The organism is Kaistia dalseonensis (assembly GCF_030814715.1).
GTDB lineage: Bacteria > Pseudomonadota > Alphaproteobacteria > Rhizobiales > Kaistiaceae > Kaistia > Kaistia dalseonensis.
The window spans coordinates 220,350-237,195 of record NZ_JAUSVO010000001.1 but is presented as its reverse complement, the minus strand read 5'-3'; the positions used below and the strand labels follow the sequence as shown (position 1 = coordinate 237,195).

Annotated in this window: 16 protein-coding genes; 7 read left to right on the top strand and 9 right to left on the bottom strand. The window is 66.0% G+C overall.

Annotated features, from left to right (window positions below; translation table 11 throughout):
• Positions 1–6: 6 nt before the first annotated feature.
• From QO014_RS01090 to hutF, 6 genes are all read right to left on the bottom strand, one after another.
• Positions 7–1,521, bottom strand: coding sequence for an HAL/PAL/TAL family ammonia-lyase (locus QO014_RS01090; RefSeq protein WP_266347753.1), 1,515 nt, complete (start codon positions 1,519–1,521; stop codon positions 7–9).
• Between the two features lie 2 nt (positions 1,522–1,523).
• Positions 1,524–2,303 (bottom strand): ABC transporter ATP-binding protein, encoded by a 780-nt coding sequence (locus QO014_RS01085; RefSeq protein WP_266346805.1) that lies wholly within the window; start codon positions 2,301–2,303, stop codon positions 1,524–1,526.
• The gene (locus tag QO014_RS01080) at positions 2,300–3,043 is read right to left on the bottom strand and encodes an ABC transporter permease (protein WP_266346804.1); all 744 of its coding nucleotides are present in this window, start codon (positions 3,041–3,043) and stop codon (positions 2,300–2,302) included. The genes QO014_RS01085 and QO014_RS01080 overlap by 4 nt, the downstream gene beginning before the upstream one ends.
• Before the next feature lie 9 nt (positions 3,044–3,052).
• Entirely contained in the window at positions 3,053–3,775 is a 723-nt protein-coding gene (locus QO014_RS01075) for an ABC transporter permease (protein ID WP_266346803.1), read from the bottom strand.
• Between the two features lie 363 nt (positions 3,776–4,138).
• Entirely contained in the window at positions 4,139–4,984 is an 846-nt protein-coding gene (locus QO014_RS01070; RefSeq protein ID WP_266346802.1) for a transporter substrate-binding domain-containing protein, read from the bottom strand.
• Between the two features lie 29 nt (positions 4,985–5,013).
• Positions 5,014–6,393 (bottom strand): formimidoylglutamate deiminase, encoded by a 1,380-nt coding sequence (gene hutF / locus QO014_RS01065; protein WP_266346801.1) that lies wholly within the window; start codon positions 6,391–6,393, stop codon positions 5,014–5,016.
• 106 nt (positions 6,394–6,499) lie between these two features.
• On the opposite strand from hutF, the gene hutC reads away from it, so the two are divergent.
• The 5 genes from hutC (at position 6,500) to QO014_RS01040 (ending at position 12,129) form a co-directional block, all read left to right on the top strand.
• Positions 6,500–7,255 carry a histidine utilization transcriptional repressor HutC gene (gene hutC / locus QO014_RS01060; RefSeq protein ID WP_266346800.1) on the top strand — a complete coding sequence of 252 codons (756 nt, stop codon included), beginning with the start codon at positions 6,500–6,502 and terminating at the stop codon, positions 7,253–7,255.
• Positions 7,256–7,331: 76 nt separating this feature from the next.
• Positions 7,332–9,005, top strand: a complete 1,674-nt coding sequence (hutU, locus tag QO014_RS01055) for a urocanate hydratase (RefSeq protein WP_370877103.1) — start codon at positions 7,332–7,334, stop codon at positions 9,003–9,005.
• Entirely contained in the window at positions 9,002–9,595 is a 594-nt protein-coding gene (locus QO014_RS01050) for a HutD/Ves family protein (RefSeq protein WP_266346798.1), read from the top strand. The genes hutU and QO014_RS01050 overlap by 4 nt, the downstream gene beginning before the upstream one ends.
• Before the next feature lie 146 nt (positions 9,596–9,741).
• Positions 9,742–10,551, top strand: a complete 810-nt coding sequence (locus QO014_RS01045) for a class I SAM-dependent methyltransferase (RefSeq protein ID WP_266346797.1) — start codon at positions 9,742–9,744, stop codon at positions 10,549–10,551.
• Between the two features lie 297 nt (positions 10,552–10,848).
• Entirely contained in the window at positions 10,849–12,129 is a 1,281-nt protein-coding gene (locus QO014_RS01040; protein ID WP_266346795.1) for a hypothetical protein, read from the top strand.
• Positions 12,130–12,222: 93 nt separating this feature from the next.
• On the opposite strand, the gene QO014_RS01035 is transcribed toward QO014_RS01040, so the two are convergent.
• From QO014_RS01035 to QO014_RS01025, 3 genes are all read right to left on the bottom strand, one after another.
• Entirely contained in the window at positions 12,223–12,594 is a 372-nt protein-coding gene (locus tag QO014_RS01035) for a response regulator transcription factor (protein ID WP_266346794.1), read from the bottom strand.
• Between the two features lie 97 nt (positions 12,595–12,691).
• The gene (locus QO014_RS01030) at positions 12,692–13,324 is read right to left on the bottom strand and encodes a response regulator transcription factor (protein WP_266346793.1); all 633 of its coding nucleotides are present in this window, start codon (positions 13,322–13,324) and stop codon (positions 12,692–12,694) included.
• Positions 13,321–14,847: a sensor histidine kinase gene (locus QO014_RS01025; protein ID WP_266346792.1), complete on the bottom strand. Its 1,527-nt coding sequence runs from the start codon at positions 14,845–14,847 to the stop codon at positions 13,321–13,323. Before QO014_RS01025 ends, QO014_RS01030 begins: the two co-directional genes overlap by 4 nt.
• A 244-nt stretch (positions 14,848–15,091) precedes the next feature.
• Between QO014_RS01025 and QO014_RS01020 the strand changes: the two genes are divergently transcribed.
• A complete protein-coding gene (locus QO014_RS01020) occupies positions 15,092–16,153 on the top strand; it encodes a cupin domain-containing protein (protein ID WP_266346791.1) in 1,062 nt (353 codons plus the stop codon).
• 28 nt (positions 16,154–16,181) lie between these two features.
• Positions 16,182–16,700 (top strand): Dps family protein, encoded by a 519-nt coding sequence (locus QO014_RS01015; RefSeq protein WP_266346790.1) that lies wholly within the window; start codon positions 16,182–16,184, stop codon positions 16,698–16,700.
• The last annotated feature ends 146 nt before the right edge of the window (positions 16,701–16,846 follow it).

The following is a 16,846-nucleotide window of genomic DNA, read 5'->3' as shown; positions in this document are numbered from 1 at the left end:
ATGTCCTCAGGATGCAGCCAAGGGCGGGGCGGCGGCAGGGCGCGCCTGGCGGATCAGCGCGCGCGCCTTGGCCATGTCGTCGGCCAGCGGACGGTCATCGGCATAGGGCGGCAGGATGGCGCGGACCGCGCGGTAGAGCCCATCCGTGCCCGGCGCGCGCTTCAGCGCCGGTTCCTGGAATTCATAGGCCTGCGCGGCGGCCATCAGCTCGATCGCGACGATCGCCTCGGCATTGTCGAGGATCGCCAGCGCCTTGGTCGCGGCCGGCGTCGCATGGCTCAAATGATCTTCCTGCAGCGCCGAGGTGATGCCGCCATCGAGGCTCGCCGGTGCCGCCAGGCGTCGGTTCTCGTTGACGAGCGCGACAGCGGTATATTGCGCGATCATGAAGCCGGAGCCGACGCCGCTATTGCCGGCGAGAAAGGCCGGCAGGCCGCTCACCAGCGGATTGACGAGGCGGTCGAGCCGGCGCTCCGCCATGGCGGCCACTTCTGCGACGGCGATGCCGAGGCTGTCCATGGCAAGGCCGAGCGCGGGACTGACCGCATGGGCCTCGGAATAGACCAGCGGCGCCTCGGGCGTTCCGGCGATGGCGGGATTATCCGTCACCGAGGCGAGTTCCTGGTCGATGGCGCGTCCCACATGGGCGAGACTGTCGCGGGCGGCGCCGTGGACATGTGGCACCGCGCGCAGGCTGAGCGCATCCTGCGTGCGCGCGCCGGCCGTCGCGGCGAGGATCTCGCTGCCCGCCAGCCGCTCCCGCAGGTTCCGTCCCGTTTCGGCGAGGCCGGCCGAGACGCGGAGCGCCAGCGGCACCGCGTCGAAGGCGTTGGGCTGGCCGTGAAGATTCTCGAAGCTCATGGCCGCAGTTGCATCGGCCCAATCGAGCAGGCGCTCCGAGCGAGCAAGCGCGAGCGACGCAAGGCCCGTCGCGCAGGGCGTGCCATTGACGAGGCTGAGGCCTTCCTTCGCCTCCAGCACCAGCGGCTCGATACCGATCCGCGCCAGCGCCTCGGCACCGCTGAGCGCCTCGCCACCGAGATGCGCCCTGCCCTCGCCGATCAGCACCAGCGCGATATGGGCCATATGCGTGAGGTAGCCGACCGAACCGCGCGCGGGAACATCGGGGATGCAATCATGCTGGAGCAGCGCGATCAGCCCATCGACCACCGCCGGCCGCACGCCGGAATGGCCATGAGCATAATTGTTGACCTGCGCCGCGATGATGGCGCGAACCTCGCGCGCCCCGAGCCGCTCGCCGACGCCACAGGCATGGCTCATCAGCAGATTGCGCGAGAGCTGGCGCTGATGATCGCGATCGACGGCGACATCGCTGAGCGCCCCGACGCCGGTATTGACGCCATAGGCGCGAATGCCGCGCGCGACGATGGTCTCGACGATGGCGCGCGCCGTGGCGATCCGCTGGCGGGCCGGATCGGCGAGCAGGATGTCCGCGCCCTCGGCAATGGCGGCGATATCGCGCCAGCCGAGCGGCTGGTCGAGGAGAATGGTCCGCATGATGCCTACTTCTTGAAGCCCGAAATGAACTGGCGGAAGCGATCCGATTTCAGCTCGTCGAACACCTCGCCAGGCGAGCCTTCCGCCTCGACGAGCCCCTGATGCAGGAACATGACCTTGTTCGAGACATTGCGGGCAAAGCCCATCTCATGCGTCACGACCAGCATGGTGCGGCCTTCTTCGGCAAGCGCGCGCATAACCCGCAGCACCTCACCGACGAGTTCGGGATCGAGCGCCGAGGTGGGCTCGTCGAACAGCATTACCTTGGGCCGCATGGCGAGCGCGCGGGCGATCGCGGCGCGCTGCTGCTGTCCGCCCGAGAGCAGTGCCGGATAATGATGGCGCTTATCGGCAATGCCGACCTTTTCCAGCAGCACCTCGGCCTCTGCGATCGCCTCGGCGCGGGACCGCTTCAGCACATGGATCGGCCCCTCGATCAGGTTTTCGAGGATGGTCATGTGGGACCAGAGATTGAAATTCTGGAACACCATGCCGAGTTCGGAACGGATGCGATCAACCTGCTTGCGATCGCTGGGCTCCATGTGCCCATCGCGGCGCCTTCTCATCGCGATCGTCTCGCCCGCGACGGTGATCTCGCCGGAATCGGGCGTTTCCAGCAGGTTGATGCAGCGCAGGAACGTGCTCTTGCCGGAGCCGCTGGCGCCGAGGATCGAGATGACGTCGCCCTCGCGGGCATCGAGCGAGATGCCCTTCAGCACCGGCAGATCGCCGAAGCTCTTGCGCAGATCCCTGACGGTCAGGGCGGTCGGAGGCGTAGCGGTCATGAGGCGTCTCCGAGGTTTCCGCCGGCTTGAAGCGGCTTGGACAGGCTCGATACCGGCATACCGCGACGATGGCGCGACAGGCGATGTTCCCAGAGCCCGATCAGGCGGACGATGATGAAGTTGAGCACGAGATAGATCGCGGCCGCGCAGAGGAAGACTTCCATCGTGCGATAGGTCTGCGAGATGATGCGCTGCGCCACGCCTGTCACCTCCCAGACGGTGACGAGGCTCGCCAGCGCTGTCGACTTCACCATCAGCACGATCTCGGTCGAATAGGATGGCAGCGCCTGGCGGAGCGCGATCGGCGCGATGATCCGGCGCAGCAGCAGGAAGCCGGACATGCCGGTCGCCCGCGCCGCCTCGACCTCGCGGGCCGGCACGGCGAGCAGGCCGCCCCGGAAGATCTCCGCCGTATAGCCGGCCGTGCAGAGCGCGAGCGAGATCACGGCGCAGGCGAAGGGCTCGCGCAGCAGCGGCCAGAACAGGCTGTGGCGAACGGCCGGAAACTGGCCGAGGCCGTAATAGACCAGGAACATCTGGATCAGCAGCGGCGAGCCGCGAAAGACGAAGACATAGGCCCGCGCGAAGCGCTCCAGCACGAAATGGCCGCTGACGCGCATCCATACGATGCCGATCGCCAGCAGGCCGCCAATCGTGACCGAGAGCGAGAACAGGCCGAGCGTGGTCGGCAGGGCCGCCATCAGCTTGCCGAGCGTGTCGATGAGAAAGGGAAAATCCATGGCCTGCCCTCACGCCCGCCCGAGGCCGCGGCGAAAGCTCTTGCCGGTATGGGCTTCCGCAGCGCCGAAGGCGCGATCGGAGAAGCTGGTCAGCACGAGATAGAGACAGCCACCGACGATGTAGAACAGGAAATACTGGCGCGTCGAACCGGCGGCGACCTGCGAGGTGCGCATCAGCTCTGCAAGGCCCGTTACCGAGACGAGCGCGGAATCCTTCAGGCTCAACTGCCAGACATTGCCGAGGCCCGGCAGCGCGAAGCGCAGGATCTGCGGTACGATGATGCGGCGAAAGCGCAGCAAGCGCGGCATGCCGATCGCGCGCGCCGCCTCGATCTCGCCCGGCAGCACGGCGAGGAAGGCGCCGCGATAGACCTCGGCCTGGTACGCGCCCGAAATCACGCCGACGGCGATCGCGCCGGCAAGGAAGGAGGGAAGCCCGAGAAACCCCTCGAAGCCCAGCGCCTTGCCGGCGGAGGTGACGGCATGCGAACCGCCGAAATAGACGAGATAGATGACGAGCAATTCCGGCACGCCGCGGAAGATCGTCGTATAGGCATCGCCCACGAAACCCGCGATGCGATTGCCGGAAAGCTTGGCCCAGGCAACGAGCGTGCCGAGCACGGCGCCGACGCCAAGCGATGCGAGCGTCACGGCGAGCGTGGTCAGCGCGCCGATCAGGAGCAGGCCGCCCCAGCCGGTCGAACCGAAACCGAGCGTTTCAATGAAGGCCATGCAAGACGCTCCTCGGTGAGTTGGGAGAGGATGGTGTTCGGCGGACGGACGGGCGGCGGACGGACGGGCGGAGGACGCTCGGCCCTCCGGCTGCCGGCGGACTGACGTCCCGCCCCCGCCCGGCTTCCCGCCCCGTCCTCGCTTTCCGCTGCGCCCCGTTTTTCGTCATCTCCGCCCCCACTTGCCGTCATCCCCGCCCCCACTTTCCGTCATCACCGCGAAAGCGGGGATCCATACAGCCCGGGGCGCAGATGATCGGGGCTCAGGCCGAATGGATCCCGGGTCTCGGCTGCGCCTCGCCCGGGATGACGGAAGACGACGAAGTCTCAAGCTGGCCGGAGCCGCGCGGACTGCAGTGCCGCCTTACGGGGCGACGTCGACCTTGAACCACTTCAGCGACAGCGTCTTGACCGTGCCGTCGGCGAGCGCGGATTTGATCGCCTCGTCGAACTTGGCCTTCAGCTCGGTGTCTTCCTTGCGCAGGCCGAGGCCTTCGCCCTCGCCCCAGATCGAGCCGGCGATTTCCGGGCCGGTGAAGGCGAGATCGGCCGTGTCGGGGTTGGCGAAGGCCGAGATCAGGTAGACGCCGTCGTCGAAGGCGACGTCGATGCGGCCGGCCACCACGTCGAGATCGCGATCCGCCGAGGTCTTGTATTCGCGCACCGTCGCGACATCGCCGAAATTGTCATAGATGAACTTGGCATAGACGGTCGCGGCCTGGATGCCGATGGTCTTGCCGGTCAGCGCCGTGCGCAGCGCCTCGACGGCCTTCTTCTGCTCGGCCACGTCGGCCGTCAGCTTGATCGTCGTGCCGGTGCCGGCGAGGTTGGCGAGCGGGCTGTCCTTCAGCGTCGCGAAGGCGGCGGGCGTCGCCGCATAAGGCACGGTGAAGGCGATGACTTCCTTGCGCTCCGGCGTGATCGACAGCGCATCCATGATGATGTCGAACTTGCCGGCGTTCAGCGCCGAGATCATGCCGTCCCAATCCTGGGTGATCAGCTTGCACTCGACCTTGGCATGCTCGCAGAGATACTTGGCGAGTTCGGGCTCGAAACCGCCGAGCGTGCCGTCGGGGTTGGTCAGGTTCCAGGGCGCATAGGCGCCCTCGAGCGCGATGGTGACGGTCTTCCATTCCTTCGCCTGCGCCGGAGCACCGGCGAAGGCCGCGAGCGCCAGGGCGCCGGCAAGGATCAGCTTCGTGACTTTCATGATGAATTCCCCTCTGTTCGGCCGGGCCTTCAGCCCTGCGCCAGTCTTCGAACCGCGCCGGCAAAGGCGCGGTCAATCTCTTCGTCCCGTTCATGGCGCCCGTTCCGGATCTGCCATGTTCCCGCAACCATCACATCGCGAACGGCGCGATCGCCGAGCGCGAACAGGAAGCGATCGATCACCTGATCGCCCGTCGCCGCCGCGATGAACGCGTCGGCGCCATCGAGCACGACGAGGCTCGCCGCCCTGCCCGGCTCGATCGCCCCGATCTTCTGTCCGAGCGCCTGCGCGCCGCCGGCACAGGCCGCATCGAAGAGATCGCGCCCGACCGAACGGCCCGGCCCGCGCGCCAGCCTATTCCTGCGCTGGTCACGGAGTCTCTGGCCATATTCGAGCAGGCGCAATTCTTCCGCGACGCTGGTGGAGACCTCGCTGTCGGAGCCGATGCCGAAGCGCCCGCCGGCCGCCTGATAGGCAACGGCCGGAAAGATGCCGTCGCCGAGATTGGCCTCGGTCACCGGGCAGAGGCCCGCAACCGCGCCGCTCGCGGCGAGGCGCCGCGTCTCGTCATCATTCATGTGGGTCGCATGGATCGCGCACCAGCGATGATCGACCGGCATCTCGTCGAGCAGCCATGCGACCGGACGACGGCCGCTCCAGGCCAGACAATCATCGACCTCGCGCTGCTGCTCGGCCACATGGATATGGATCGGGCCGGATGCCGGAAGTCCGCCGAGGATCGCGCGCATCTCCTCGGGCATCGCGGCACGGAGCGAATGGAAGGCGCAGCCGAGCGTCGCGCCCGTTTCGGATGCGGCCGGGCGGAGCGCCTCGATCAAGGCCAGGAAGCCGTCGACATCATGGACGAAACGGCGCTGGCCGGGGCTCGGCGGCGCACCGCCGAAATTGGCATGGGCATAGAAGACGGGAAGCAGCGTCAGGCCGATGCCACTCGTCGAAGCCGCAGCCAGGATGCGCCGCGACATCTCCGACGGATCGGCATGGGCGCTTCCGGACGCATCGTGATGGAGATAATGGAACTCGGCGACGGCGCCATAGCCGCCCTTCATCATGTCGACATAGAGCCGGGTCGCGACCGCCTCGACATCCTCGGGCGAGAGCAGGCCGACGGTCCGGTACATCTCCTCCCGCCAGGTCCAGAAACTGTCCTCTCCCGAACCCGCGATCTCGGCGAGTCCGGCCATGGCGCGCTGGAAGGCGTGCGAATGCAGGTTCGGCATAGCGGGGATGACAGGGCCGGCGGCGATCTCGCTGCCCTCGGGCGCGGCGTCGACGGCGATGGCGCCGATCGATCCATCGGCGGCAATGTCGATACGGACATTCACCGCCCAGCCTTCCGGCAGGAGCGCCCTTTCGGCGAAGATGGATCGGGGACTAGACTGATTCATCTGTTCAAGGCACCATCACCTGTACATACAAGTATGATATTCAAAATCAGGCTGGACGCAAGCGTTCTTGACTGCCAATTATTCAGACGGCCGGAGTGATGAAGAAGTGAGCAGAACGGATCAGGGCGACAGCGCCGCCCCCGAGCGGGCCGGAACGGCGCCGCTCTATGCCGGCGTCAAGCAGATGATCCTCGGCCGGATCCAAAACGGCGACTGGCCGCCGCGCCATCGCATCCCCTCCGAAAACGAGTTGGTGAGCGAGCTCGGCGTCAGCCGCATGACGGTCAATCGCGCGCTGCGGGAGCTCTCGCTCGAAGGCATCATCGTGCGCGTTCAGGGTCTCGGCTCGTTCGTCGCGGAGGGCAAGGGGCAGTCGAGCATCGTCGAGGTGCGCAACATCGCCGACGAGATCGCCGAGCGCGGCCACCAGCATTCGGCCAGGATCATCGTGCTCGACACGCTGCGCGCATCACCGGAAATCGCGGAATCGCTCGATATCGACGTGGGCGAGCCGGTCTATCACTCGATCATCGTGCATCTCGAAAACGAGATCCCGGTCCAGCTCGAGGACCGCTATGTCAATACCGGGATCGCGCCGGACTATATCCGCCAGGACTTCACGCAGATCACGCCGAACCGCTTCCTGAGCGAGGTCGTCGCCTGGACGGAGGCGGAGCACGAGATCGAGGCCGTGCTGCCGGCGGCATGGGAAGCACGCCTGCTCGCCATGAGCCGCACCGACCCGTGCATGCTGATCCGCAGGCGCACCTTCGTCGGCGAGCGCGTCGTCACCGCCGTCCGCCTGCTGATCCCCGGCGGGCGCTATCGGCTGCGCAGCCGCCAGAGGCCGAGCCAGGGCTGAGTCCTGCCGCAAGCTTGACGTTGACAATCCGCCAAACTGTTGCCTAGCTTGTATAGGCAAGTCAGGAGATCGGATGATGCTCAGCAATTCCCGTTATCGCGATGTCGAAATCCGTGCCCCGCGCGGCACCACGCTCAACGCCAAGAGCTGGCTCACCGAAGCGCCGCTCCGCATGCTGATGAACAATCTCGACCCTGACGTCGCCGAGAATCCGAGGGAACTCGTCGTCTATGGCGGCATCGGCCGCGCGGCGCGCGACTGGGCCTCCTACGACATGATCGTCAAGACGCTGGAACGGCTGGAGGAGGACGAGACGCTGCTCGTCCAGTCCGGCAAGCCGGTCGGGGTCTTCAAGACGCATGGCGACGCGCCGCGCGTGCTGATCGCCAATTCGAACCTCGTGCCGCATTGGGCGAACTGGGAGCATTTCAACGCGCTCGATCGCGAAGGCCTGATGATGTACGGCCAGATGACGGCCGGCTCCTGGATCTATATCGGCACGCAGGGCATCGTTCAGGGCACCTACGAGACCTTCGTCGAGGCCGGGCGGCGCCATTATGGCGGCAGCCTGGCCGGTCGCTGGGTGCTGACCGCCGGCCTCGGCGGCATGGGCGGCGCGCAGCCGCTGGCCGCGACCATGGCCGGCGCCGTCTCGCTCAACATTGAATGCCAGCAGTCGCGCATCGATTTCCGCCTGCGCACCCGCTATCTCGACAAGCAGGCCGCCTCGCTCGACGACGCGCTGGCGCTGGTTGCGACCCATTGCGCCAACAAGGAGGCGATCTCGATCGGCCTGCTCGGCAATGCGGCTGAAATCCTGCCCGAGCTGGTGAAGCGCGGCATCCGGCCCGATCTCGTCACCGACCAGACCTCGGCCCATGACCCGCTCAACGGCTATCTGCCGGCCGGCTGGACCTGGGAAGATTATCGCGCGCGGTCACAGACCGAACCCGAGGCCGTCACCGCCGCCGCCAAGGCCTCGATGAAAACCCATGTGCGCGCCATGCTCGACTACCACGCCATGGGCGTGCCGGTGTTCGATTACGGCAACAATATCCGCCAGATGGCGAAGGACGAGGGCGAGTTGCACGCCTTCGACTTTCCGGGCTTCGTGCCGGCCTATATCCGCCCGCTCTTCTGCCGCGGCATCGGGCCGTTCCGCTGGGCCGCGCTCTCGGGCAATCCGGAGGACATTTACAGGACAGATGCGAAGGTCAAGGAGCTGATCCCCGATAATGCGCATCTGCACAACTGGCTCGACATGGCGCGCGAGCGTATCGCCTTCCAGGGCCTGCCGGCCCGCATCTGCTGGGTCGGCCTCGGCCAGCGCGCCCTGCTCGGCCTCGCCTTCAACGCGATGGTCAGGAGCGGCGAACTCTCCGCACCGATCGTCATCGGCCGCGATCATCTCGATTCCGGCTCGGTCGCCTCGCCGAACCGCGAGACGGAATCGATGCGCGACGGGTCGGATGCCGTCTCGGACTGGCCGCTCCTCAATGCGCTGCTGAACTGCGCCTCGGGCGCGACCTGGGTCTCGCTGCATCATGGCGGCGGCGTCGGCATGGGCTATTCGCAGCATTCCGGCATGGTCATCGTCTGCGACGGTTCCGAGGATGCCGATCGGCGACTGAAGCGCGTGCTCACCAACGATCCCGCGACCGGCGTGATGCGCCATGCCGATGCCGGCTACGAGATCGCGATCGACTGCGCCCGCGAGCAGGGCCTCGACTTGCCCATGCTCGGCAAATGAGCGCGAGCGGCGCGGCGCCGGTCATCCGGCATCTTCGCCTGAACGACTATCGGGTCATGCCCTGGCGCAACGGCCGCGGCACCACGGTCGAGATTGCGCGCGAGGACGAACCTTCCGGCGCGATGCTCTGGCGGGTTTCCAAGGCCGACGTAAACGAGGACGGTGATTTTTCGCCCTTCCCGGGGCTGGACCGTATCCTGACGCTGGTCGAGGGCGCCGGCTTCGATCTTGATTTCGGACCGCATGGCCGGATCGCGCCGATCGAACCGCTGGTTCCGGTGCGCTTTTCCGGCGACTGGGCGACGCGGGCGGAGAATGTCCGCGGCGCCTCGCGCGATCTCAACGTCATGGTCGCGCGCGGCGCGGCCCAGGCCGAGCTCACCATCCACAGGGACGGGACGGCGGACGGCGCGCTTGCGGACCGCAATGTGTTTCTGGCGCTCGACGGCGCGTGGACGGTCGCGATCGACGGGACGAGCCATGCGCTCGTGGCGGGCGAGACGCTGCTGGTTTTCGACGGCCGCGGGCTTCCGCTTGGCGTCGCCGGCTCCGGCGTGCTGGCTTGGGTTGCGATCAGCCTCCTGCATTAGGCTCCGCTCGGCGCTCATGCGCTTCACCGCCCCGAATTCGCCGTGGCGGCGCAGCACGGTCGTGCTCGGCTTTGTCAAAGCGTCTTGGATGGCGCCTAGACTGTCCCCAGCCGAACCGCCATCTCCCGCCAGCACGAGCGAGCGCCATGCCGTCTGAATCCGTGTCATCCGACGCCGTCATTCCCTTTGCCCCCCGCCGCTTTCAATCGGCCGCGTCGGTCTATCTCGCCGGCCGACCGGCCTATTCGGCGCGGCTCTTTCGCCGGCTCGCCGCGTGGTGCGGGCTCGAGCAACAGCACGGCGTGCTCGATCTCGGCTGCGGCCCCGGCCAGATCGCGATCGCGCTGGCGCCTTATGCCGGGCGGGTCGTCGGCCTCGATCCGGAACCGGACATGCTCGCCATCGCCCGCGACAGCGCGGAGGCTGCCGGTCTCGATATCGACTGGATCGAAGGCAGTTCCTATGATCTCTCCCCGACGCTCGGCCGCTTCCACCTCGTGACCATGGGCCGTTCCTTTCACTGGATGGATCGCGTCGATACGCTGAAGCGGCTCGACGGAATGACCGAGCCGGGCGGCGCCGTGGTGCTCATGGGCGATACCCACCCCGCCGTACCCGACAATGGCTGGTACCAACCCTATCAGGCGATCATCGAGCGCTTTGCCACCAACCAGGCCGAGAAGAAGATCCGCGCCGACTGGGTCAGCCATGAAGGGGTCCTGCTCGCCTCGCCCTTTGCCTCGCTCGACCAGATCGCCGTGTTCGAGCGCCGGCAGATCGATATCGAGACGCTGGTGCTGCGGGCCCACTCGATGTCGAGCACCGCGCCCGCCCGCCTCGGCGCACGAGCCGATGAGCTCGCGGCTGCGATCCGTGTCGAGATGGCACCCTTTGCCGCGAATGGCCTGCTGACCGAGATCGTCTCATCGACAGCCCTCATCGCCACGCGCCCATAAGGCGACACCGAAAAAATCCAGCGCCGTGGGCCAAAACCCGCGGCGGCACGGAGACGCGTGGAATCTGCATGGCTCTTGCGATGCACAACGATCATTTCGCAGTACTCGGGCTGATTGATCCAATCTTAACCAATAATTTCAGTGTAACTAAACCAATTATTTGACCGATTTGCATTTCTCTCAGTTTTTTTACTTCACGACGAAACCTATTGGCGCCACGCTACGTTGGGGCAATCAAAGGGCAGATTGGTTAGCGCTTATATCGATGGGTCAATAGAACTATTGATTGGGAGGCTGATGATGCAACTGATTTTAAGGGCGACAATTGCGTTGTTCCTGGCCGGCAGTGCGCCGCTGGCCGCCCATGCCGACGGGCTGATCGGCGGCTTGGTGGGGGGCCCCACCAACAATTTCGGCAATACGCTCGCCGACATCGCCAATACGATTGGCACCGTTACAAATACGGCCGGCCCAGGCGTCAACACGGTGACGACGAATGCCGGAAATGCGCTCGGCAATGCCGCCGGCTCGGTCGGCTACACCGTTGGAAATGTCGCCTCGGGCGCGGGGACGGCGGTCGGCACGGTAGCGAGCGGCGCCGGCGGCACGGTGAATACGCTCACCAGCTCCGTCGGCAACACGCTCGGCGGCTCCGCGAGCAATTCGAGCGGCAGCGCGCCTCGCACCGGCAATTCAGGCTACGGACTGCTCGGCATGTTTGCGAGCACCGGCGATGCCGGGGGCGCCGCATCGGATGGCGCGATCAGCGACAGCGCGCTCAAAGGCGTATCGCGATCGACCTTGCGTGGCGCGATCGATGCGCGGCTTGCTGTCTTGACCAAGAGCGAGCTGGTCCGCCTCTGCCTCAATGTCGGCGGCGGGCCCCGATGTGGCGGCGAGCGGCGGCAGGTCGAGAAGCTGATCGACGCACGGCTCGGTCTCCTGTCCAAGCGCCAGCTCGCCAATGCCTGCGTCAGCATCGGCGCAAGCTGCGCCCAGCCGAAGGCCGGAACCACCAAGGTCGCCGCCAAGGTGCTCAGCCCGAAGGAGGTCGCCAATGCGCGGGTTCGGTCGAACCTGATCGGCAACATCAACGCCAAGGCCAAGGTGCTCTCGCGGGATGAGCTGGCGCGGCTTTGCGTCAATGCCGGCGGCGGCAGCACATGCGGCAATGGCAATCGCAGCCAGGTGCAGGGCGCAATCGACACCAGGCTCGCCGTGCTCAGCCCGTCCACGCTGCTCAACCTTTGCCTCAGCGTCGGCGGCTCCTGCGGGACAACCGCCCGGACGGGCGGCAACAGCGGCGGCGGTCATGGTGGCGGCAATGCCGGCGGGGGGAATAATGGCGGCGGCAACAATGGTGGCGCGATCATCGTCAATAATCGTGGCAACGGCGATGAGGGCCGCCCCGGCAACAGGCCCGGGCTCCCGATCTCGTTCGCCGGCGATGCCGGCGCCAGCGGCATCAGCCACTCGGAAATGAAGGCTGCGCAAAAGCGCTGCCCGACCATCCTGCGCGACCCTGCCGCCTTCGATGACGGTCTGGTCAAGCTCTGCAAGGTCGTCATCGGCCTCTAGCCGATCGAGATGTCCCGGGAGCGGAGCGTCCTGGGCATGAGGAGAAGCGGTGCGCCGACGGCGCGCCGCTTTCTCGTGTTTGCGAGATTGCGCCTATGGCGCGATCGCCGCCTCCACGCAGTCGATCAGAGCCTGCGCGTCGAACGGCTTGGCGAAGAAGCCCAATGCGCCGGCAGTCATCATCCGGTCGCGAATGCGCGCGTCGGGAAAGGCGGTGATGAAGATCACCGGCATGGCGATGCCTTCGTCGCGCAGGCGCTGAAACAGTTCCACCCCGCCGATCGGATCCATCTGGACATCAGTGATCAGGCAGTCGATCGCATCCCGATCCGGCAGCGCGAGGAGATCCGCAGCCGAAGAGAAGGTGCGAACCTTGAGGCCGAGCGACCGGATGAGACTGCCCGTGGCGTCGCGGACCGAGGCGTCGTCATCGACGATCGCTATGCATTTGGCATCATGAGGCACTGCATTTCCTTTGGGCGACGCAAAGAGTCGCCCTCCTTTCAACGCTGATCTACGCTGTCGAGTGTCATGCGAAAATCATACAGAGGTTTACGACAAGCTACTTATCAAGGTTCGGCTCCAGCGCCTGGAACATTTTGACGAGTTCGGCCAGGGATCGCGCGCCCATTTTCTCCATCAGGTGCCCGCGGTGAATTTTGACCGTGATCTCGCTGACGCCGAGTTCGCCCGCGACCTGTTTGTTCATCAGCCCCCGCGTCACCAGCGCCATCACCTGCCGCTCGCGCGCCGTCAAGCCCTCATAACGCGCCATCAGCGCGGAAAGTTCACCTTCGGCCTTACGGCGCTCGCGGTCGTGCGCCAGCGCATTGGCGACCGCGTCCAGCATGTCCTGATCGCGGAACGGCTTGATCAGGAAGTCGGTGGCGCCGGCCTTCATCGCGCGGACAGACATCGGCACGTCGCCATGGCCGGTCATGAACACGATCGGAATATTGTTGCCGAGCCTGGCGAGCTGGCCCTGGAAATCGAGCCCGCTCGAACCCGGCAGCCTCACGTCGAGAACGAGGCAGCTTTCCGTCTCGCTCGACTTGCGGGCGAGAAACTCGGCCGCTGACGCAAACAGTTCGACGCGCATGCCGACCGACCGGAAAAGGCTGCTCAGGGCCTCGCGCAGCGACTGATCGTCGTCCACGACGAAGATGGTCGGCGATTGGATGGATTCTGCGCTCATGCCGCCTCTTGATAGCTGGGAAGTTCAATTTCAAAGACTGCTCCACCGACGGCGCCGCTGCGGGCGCGAATGCGGCCGCCATGCGCGTCGACGATGGAACGACAAATCGAGAGGCCCATGCCCATGCCATTCGCCTTGGTGGTGTAGAAGGGGGTGAACAGCTTCGCCGGCACGCCTCCGGGAAAGCCCGGCCCCGTATCCTCGATCGACAGCACGATCATGCCGTCGGCGCTGCGCGAGCGCAGCGTCAGGGTCCGTGCGCGCTCGTCGACCGACGACATGGCCTGGATGGCGTTGACGACCAGGTTGATGACAACCTGCTGCAATTGCACGCGGTCGCCAATGACGGGCGGCGCGTCCTCGAGAAGCGAGAGGCGCAGCATGATCTGGTGCGCCAGGATCTCGCGCTGGACGAGCGTCAGGGTCTCTTCGATGATCTCGTTGAGGCTGACCGGCGTCTGCAGCGGCGCGCTGTTGCTCGAAAGGGCACGAAGGCGCTGGATGACCTCGCCCGCGCGCTTCGCATCACCGATCATGCGCTCCAGCGAGCTGCGCACCTCGGCGATATCGGGAACATCGCGACTGACCCAGCGCAGGCCCGCCTGCCCATTGGTCACGATCGCCGCGAGCGGCTGGTTGACCTCGTGCGAGATCGACGCCATCAGCTCGCCCAGCGTCGAGATGCGCGCGACATGGGCCAGTTCGGTCTGCGTCGCCTGCAGCGCGGCCTCGGCCTCGCGCCGCGCCGTCACATCCATGATGCTGAGCAGCACCTGGCCGAGCTTCGGCACGCTCTCGGGCAGGGCAACGGTGACGACCACGTTGAGCCGCCGACCGTCCAGCGCCTGCATGCTGCTCTCCGCCTCGAAGCTTGTGCGATCCTCCCAGATCGCCTCGAGCAGCAGCCAGATCGTTTCCTCCACCTCGCACGGGATAAGGCTGGGCAAGGCGGCCCTGAGTTCCTCGACGCTCGCCGCGCCGAACAGCTTCAGCGTGGTGTCGTTCGCATTGGAGAGCCGCATCAGGCCGAGCGCCCGTCGGACGAAGCTCGGCTGTGCCTCGCGCAGACCCTGCATGTTGACGAAGCCGGCCGCCTTCAACCCATCGAGCGCATCGGCCAGCTCGGAAAAATCCATCTCGAGTATGGCGGTGCCGCTCGCCAGGAAGATGTTGCGATAGCGCTGCTCGCTACGGCCGAGCACGGCGATGCCGCCACGGACCTGGAGCGCCAGCAATGTCGTGATGGCGATGGCCGCCAGGCTGACCGCGCACCGCGCGTAGGCACCGGTCGACGCACCGAAGCCATGCGAGATGGCGAAACTGACCAGCGTCAGCCCCATGCAGCCCGCCGCGATCAGCAGCATGCCGCGCCGGTCGGCGAAGCTGAGCGACAGCATGACGACCGAGACATAGAGCACGGCGATCGCAACATCGAACGACGTCAGCGTGTCGATGGCAAAGATCGCCGCGGCGATTGCCGTGGCGGCCAACGGCGCAAACGGGGCCTTGCGATGCAGTTCCAAGCCGAGCTCCAGTGCTTCGGGTCCGGACAGTCAAGTTTGGCGTCGACGTCCATATGGGCCCGATGCCAAGAACCATGTGTCCGCCTGTATCGCAGAAAACGACGTATGCGAGGACTGCCATGTGCAGACGGATCGTGCCACTTATACGCAGGTATGACGCGACCGAAACATGCATCAGATTGCGTCCCGTTCCTTCGACGCATAGCCTCTCCCCAACGAAACAGAAAGAAACCGGCGGAAGCTCATGAGCGGCACACGGCAGACATCACCGCACGTCGTCAGCCTGGCAGGCCAGGCGCCGAGCTTCGAAGGTCCGAAGGGTACCGTCCGCCACGTCGATGCCGATACGCTCCCGATCCTGAAGCGCCTTTCGATCCGCCACCTGCTGCTCGATCGGGGCGGCCTGCGCGAGCCGCACTGGCACGCCAATGCCCACGAGCTGACCTATTGCGTCCGCGGCAAGGCGCTCGTCACGATCGGCACCAACCATGCCGGGCGCGAGAGCTTCCTGGTCGGCCCGGGCGAAATGTTCTTCGCGCCGTCCGGCAGCCTGCACGCGATCCAGAATGTCGGTGACGAGACGGCGGAATTCGTCCTCGCCTTCACCCATGAGCGGCCGGAGGATTTCGGCCTGCGCGCGTCCTTCGGCGCGATGACTCCTTCTGTTCTCGGCAACACTTTCGACGCGCCGGCTTCATCCTTTGCGGCCCTCAGCACCATCGCCAGCGGAAAGGCCGCGCCCGAGATCCTCGCCTTCGGCGCCGCGCCGGAGATCGAGCCGCAGGCACGCCATGTCGCGACGCTGAAATACAGTGCCGAGGCGACGCCGGCCCAGATCGCCTCGCCGGCCGGCAGCGCCCATGTGACGAAATCGGCCCTGTGGCCGGTGCTCGAAGACATTGCGATGTTCTCCGTCCGCATCACGGATCGGGGCATGCGGGAGCCGCATTGGCACCCCGAGACGGCCGAGATGGGCTATGTGCTGGAAGGCCGCGCACGCATGACCATCCTCGACCCGGATGGCAGCATCGACACCTATGAAATCGGCCCGGGCGACGTCTATTTCATCCCCCGCGCCTATCCGCACCACATCGAGGATATCGGGACGGGCACGTTCCACGTTCTGATCTTCTTCGATCGCGCCAACCCGGGCGACATCGGCTTCAGAACCCTTGTCGGCTTGTTTTCCCGGGACGTACTGGCGGCAACCTTCGGGATCGACGAGCCCGACCTGCCGCAGTTCCCGCTTGTCGAGCAGGACCCCCTGATCGTCGACAGGATCAACCCCGTCGATCCGACGCACTGAACCGAACCGCTTCAAAAGGACTACGACCATGACCAGCTCCGACGCTGTGCGCGTTCGCACGGCTCCCCTTCGCACGCCCTCCGATCTCGGCGAGAACGCCGTCAAGGACATCTCGGCCGCCCTCACCGGCGTGCTCGTCGATGCCTTCGCGCTCTATCTCAAGACGAAGAACTTCCACTGGCACATGTCCGGACCGCATTTCCGCGACTATCACCTGCTGCTCGACGATCAGGGCGACCAGATCTTCGCGATCACCGACGATGTCGCCGAGCGTTGCCGCAAGATCGGCGGCACGACCCTGCGCTCGATCGGCCAGATCGCCCGCGAACAGCGCATCCCCGACAATGACGCGGCCTATGTGACGCCGGAGGACATGCTGGCCGAACTCGCGCAGGACAACCGGACCTTTGCGAGCCTGCTCCGCGCCGCCCACGCAGTCTGCGAGGAGCATAATGACTATGCTTCCACCAGCCTGATCGAGAACTGGCTGGACGAGGCCGAGCGCCGCACCTGGTTCCTGTTCGAGGCGAGCCGCACCACCGCCTGAGCGAGCCCCGCTCGCAGAAGCGACATGGACCTGGCCGACGTCGCTGTCGGCCTTCCCAAGAAAACACGCCGCGTCCAGACGCGATGCGGCGCCACTGTCAGGCCGATGCGTGCCTTCGGATCGCGAGATGATCTGGCGCCTTGCCG

Bases quoted from the DNA above. Each gene is read 5' to 3' on its own strand.
- QO014_RS01085 (WP_266346805.1), bottom strand. From the start codon at position 2,303: ATGACCGCTACGCCTCCGACCGCCCTGACCGTCAGGGATCTGCGCAAG.
- QO014_RS01080 (WP_266346804.1), bottom strand. From the start codon at position 3,043: ATGGATTTTCCCTTTCTCATCGACACGCTCGGCAAGCTGATGGCGGCC.
- QO014_RS01075 (WP_266346803.1), bottom strand. From the start codon at position 3,775: ATGGCCTTCATTGAAACGCTCGGTTTCGGTTCGACCGGCTGGGGCGGC.
- QO014_RS01070 (WP_266346802.1), bottom strand. From the start codon at position 4,984: ATGAAAGTCACGAAGCTGATCCTTGCCGGCGCCCTGGCGCTCGCGGCC.
- hutF (WP_266346801.1), bottom strand. From the start codon at position 6,393: ATGAATCAGTCTAGTCCCCGATCCATCTTCGCCGAAAGGGCGCTCCTG.
- hutU (WP_370877103.1), top strand. From the start codon at position 7,332: ATGCTCAGCAATTCCCGTTATCGCGATGTCGAAATCCGTGCCCCGCGC.
- QO014_RS01050 (WP_266346798.1), top strand. From the start codon at position 9,002: ATGAGCGCGAGCGGCGCGGCGCCGGTCATCCGGCATCTTCGCCTGAAC.
- QO014_RS01045 (WP_266346797.1), top strand. From the start codon at position 9,742: ATGCCGTCTGAATCCGTGTCATCCGACGCCGTCATTCCCTTTGCCCCC.
- QO014_RS01040 (WP_266346795.1), top strand. From the start codon at position 10,849: ATGATGCAACTGATTTTAAGGGCGACAATTGCGTTGTTCCTGGCCGGC.
- QO014_RS01030 (WP_266346793.1), bottom strand. From the start codon at position 13,324: ATGAGCGCAGAATCCATCCAATCGCCGACCATCTTCGTCGTGGACGAC.
- QO014_RS01020 (WP_266346791.1), top strand. From the start codon at position 15,092: ATGAGCGGCACACGGCAGACATCACCGCACGTCGTCAGCCTGGCAGGC.
- QO014_RS01015 (WP_266346790.1), top strand. From the start codon at position 16,182: ATGACCAGCTCCGACGCTGTGCGCGTTCGCACGGCTCCCCTTCGCACG.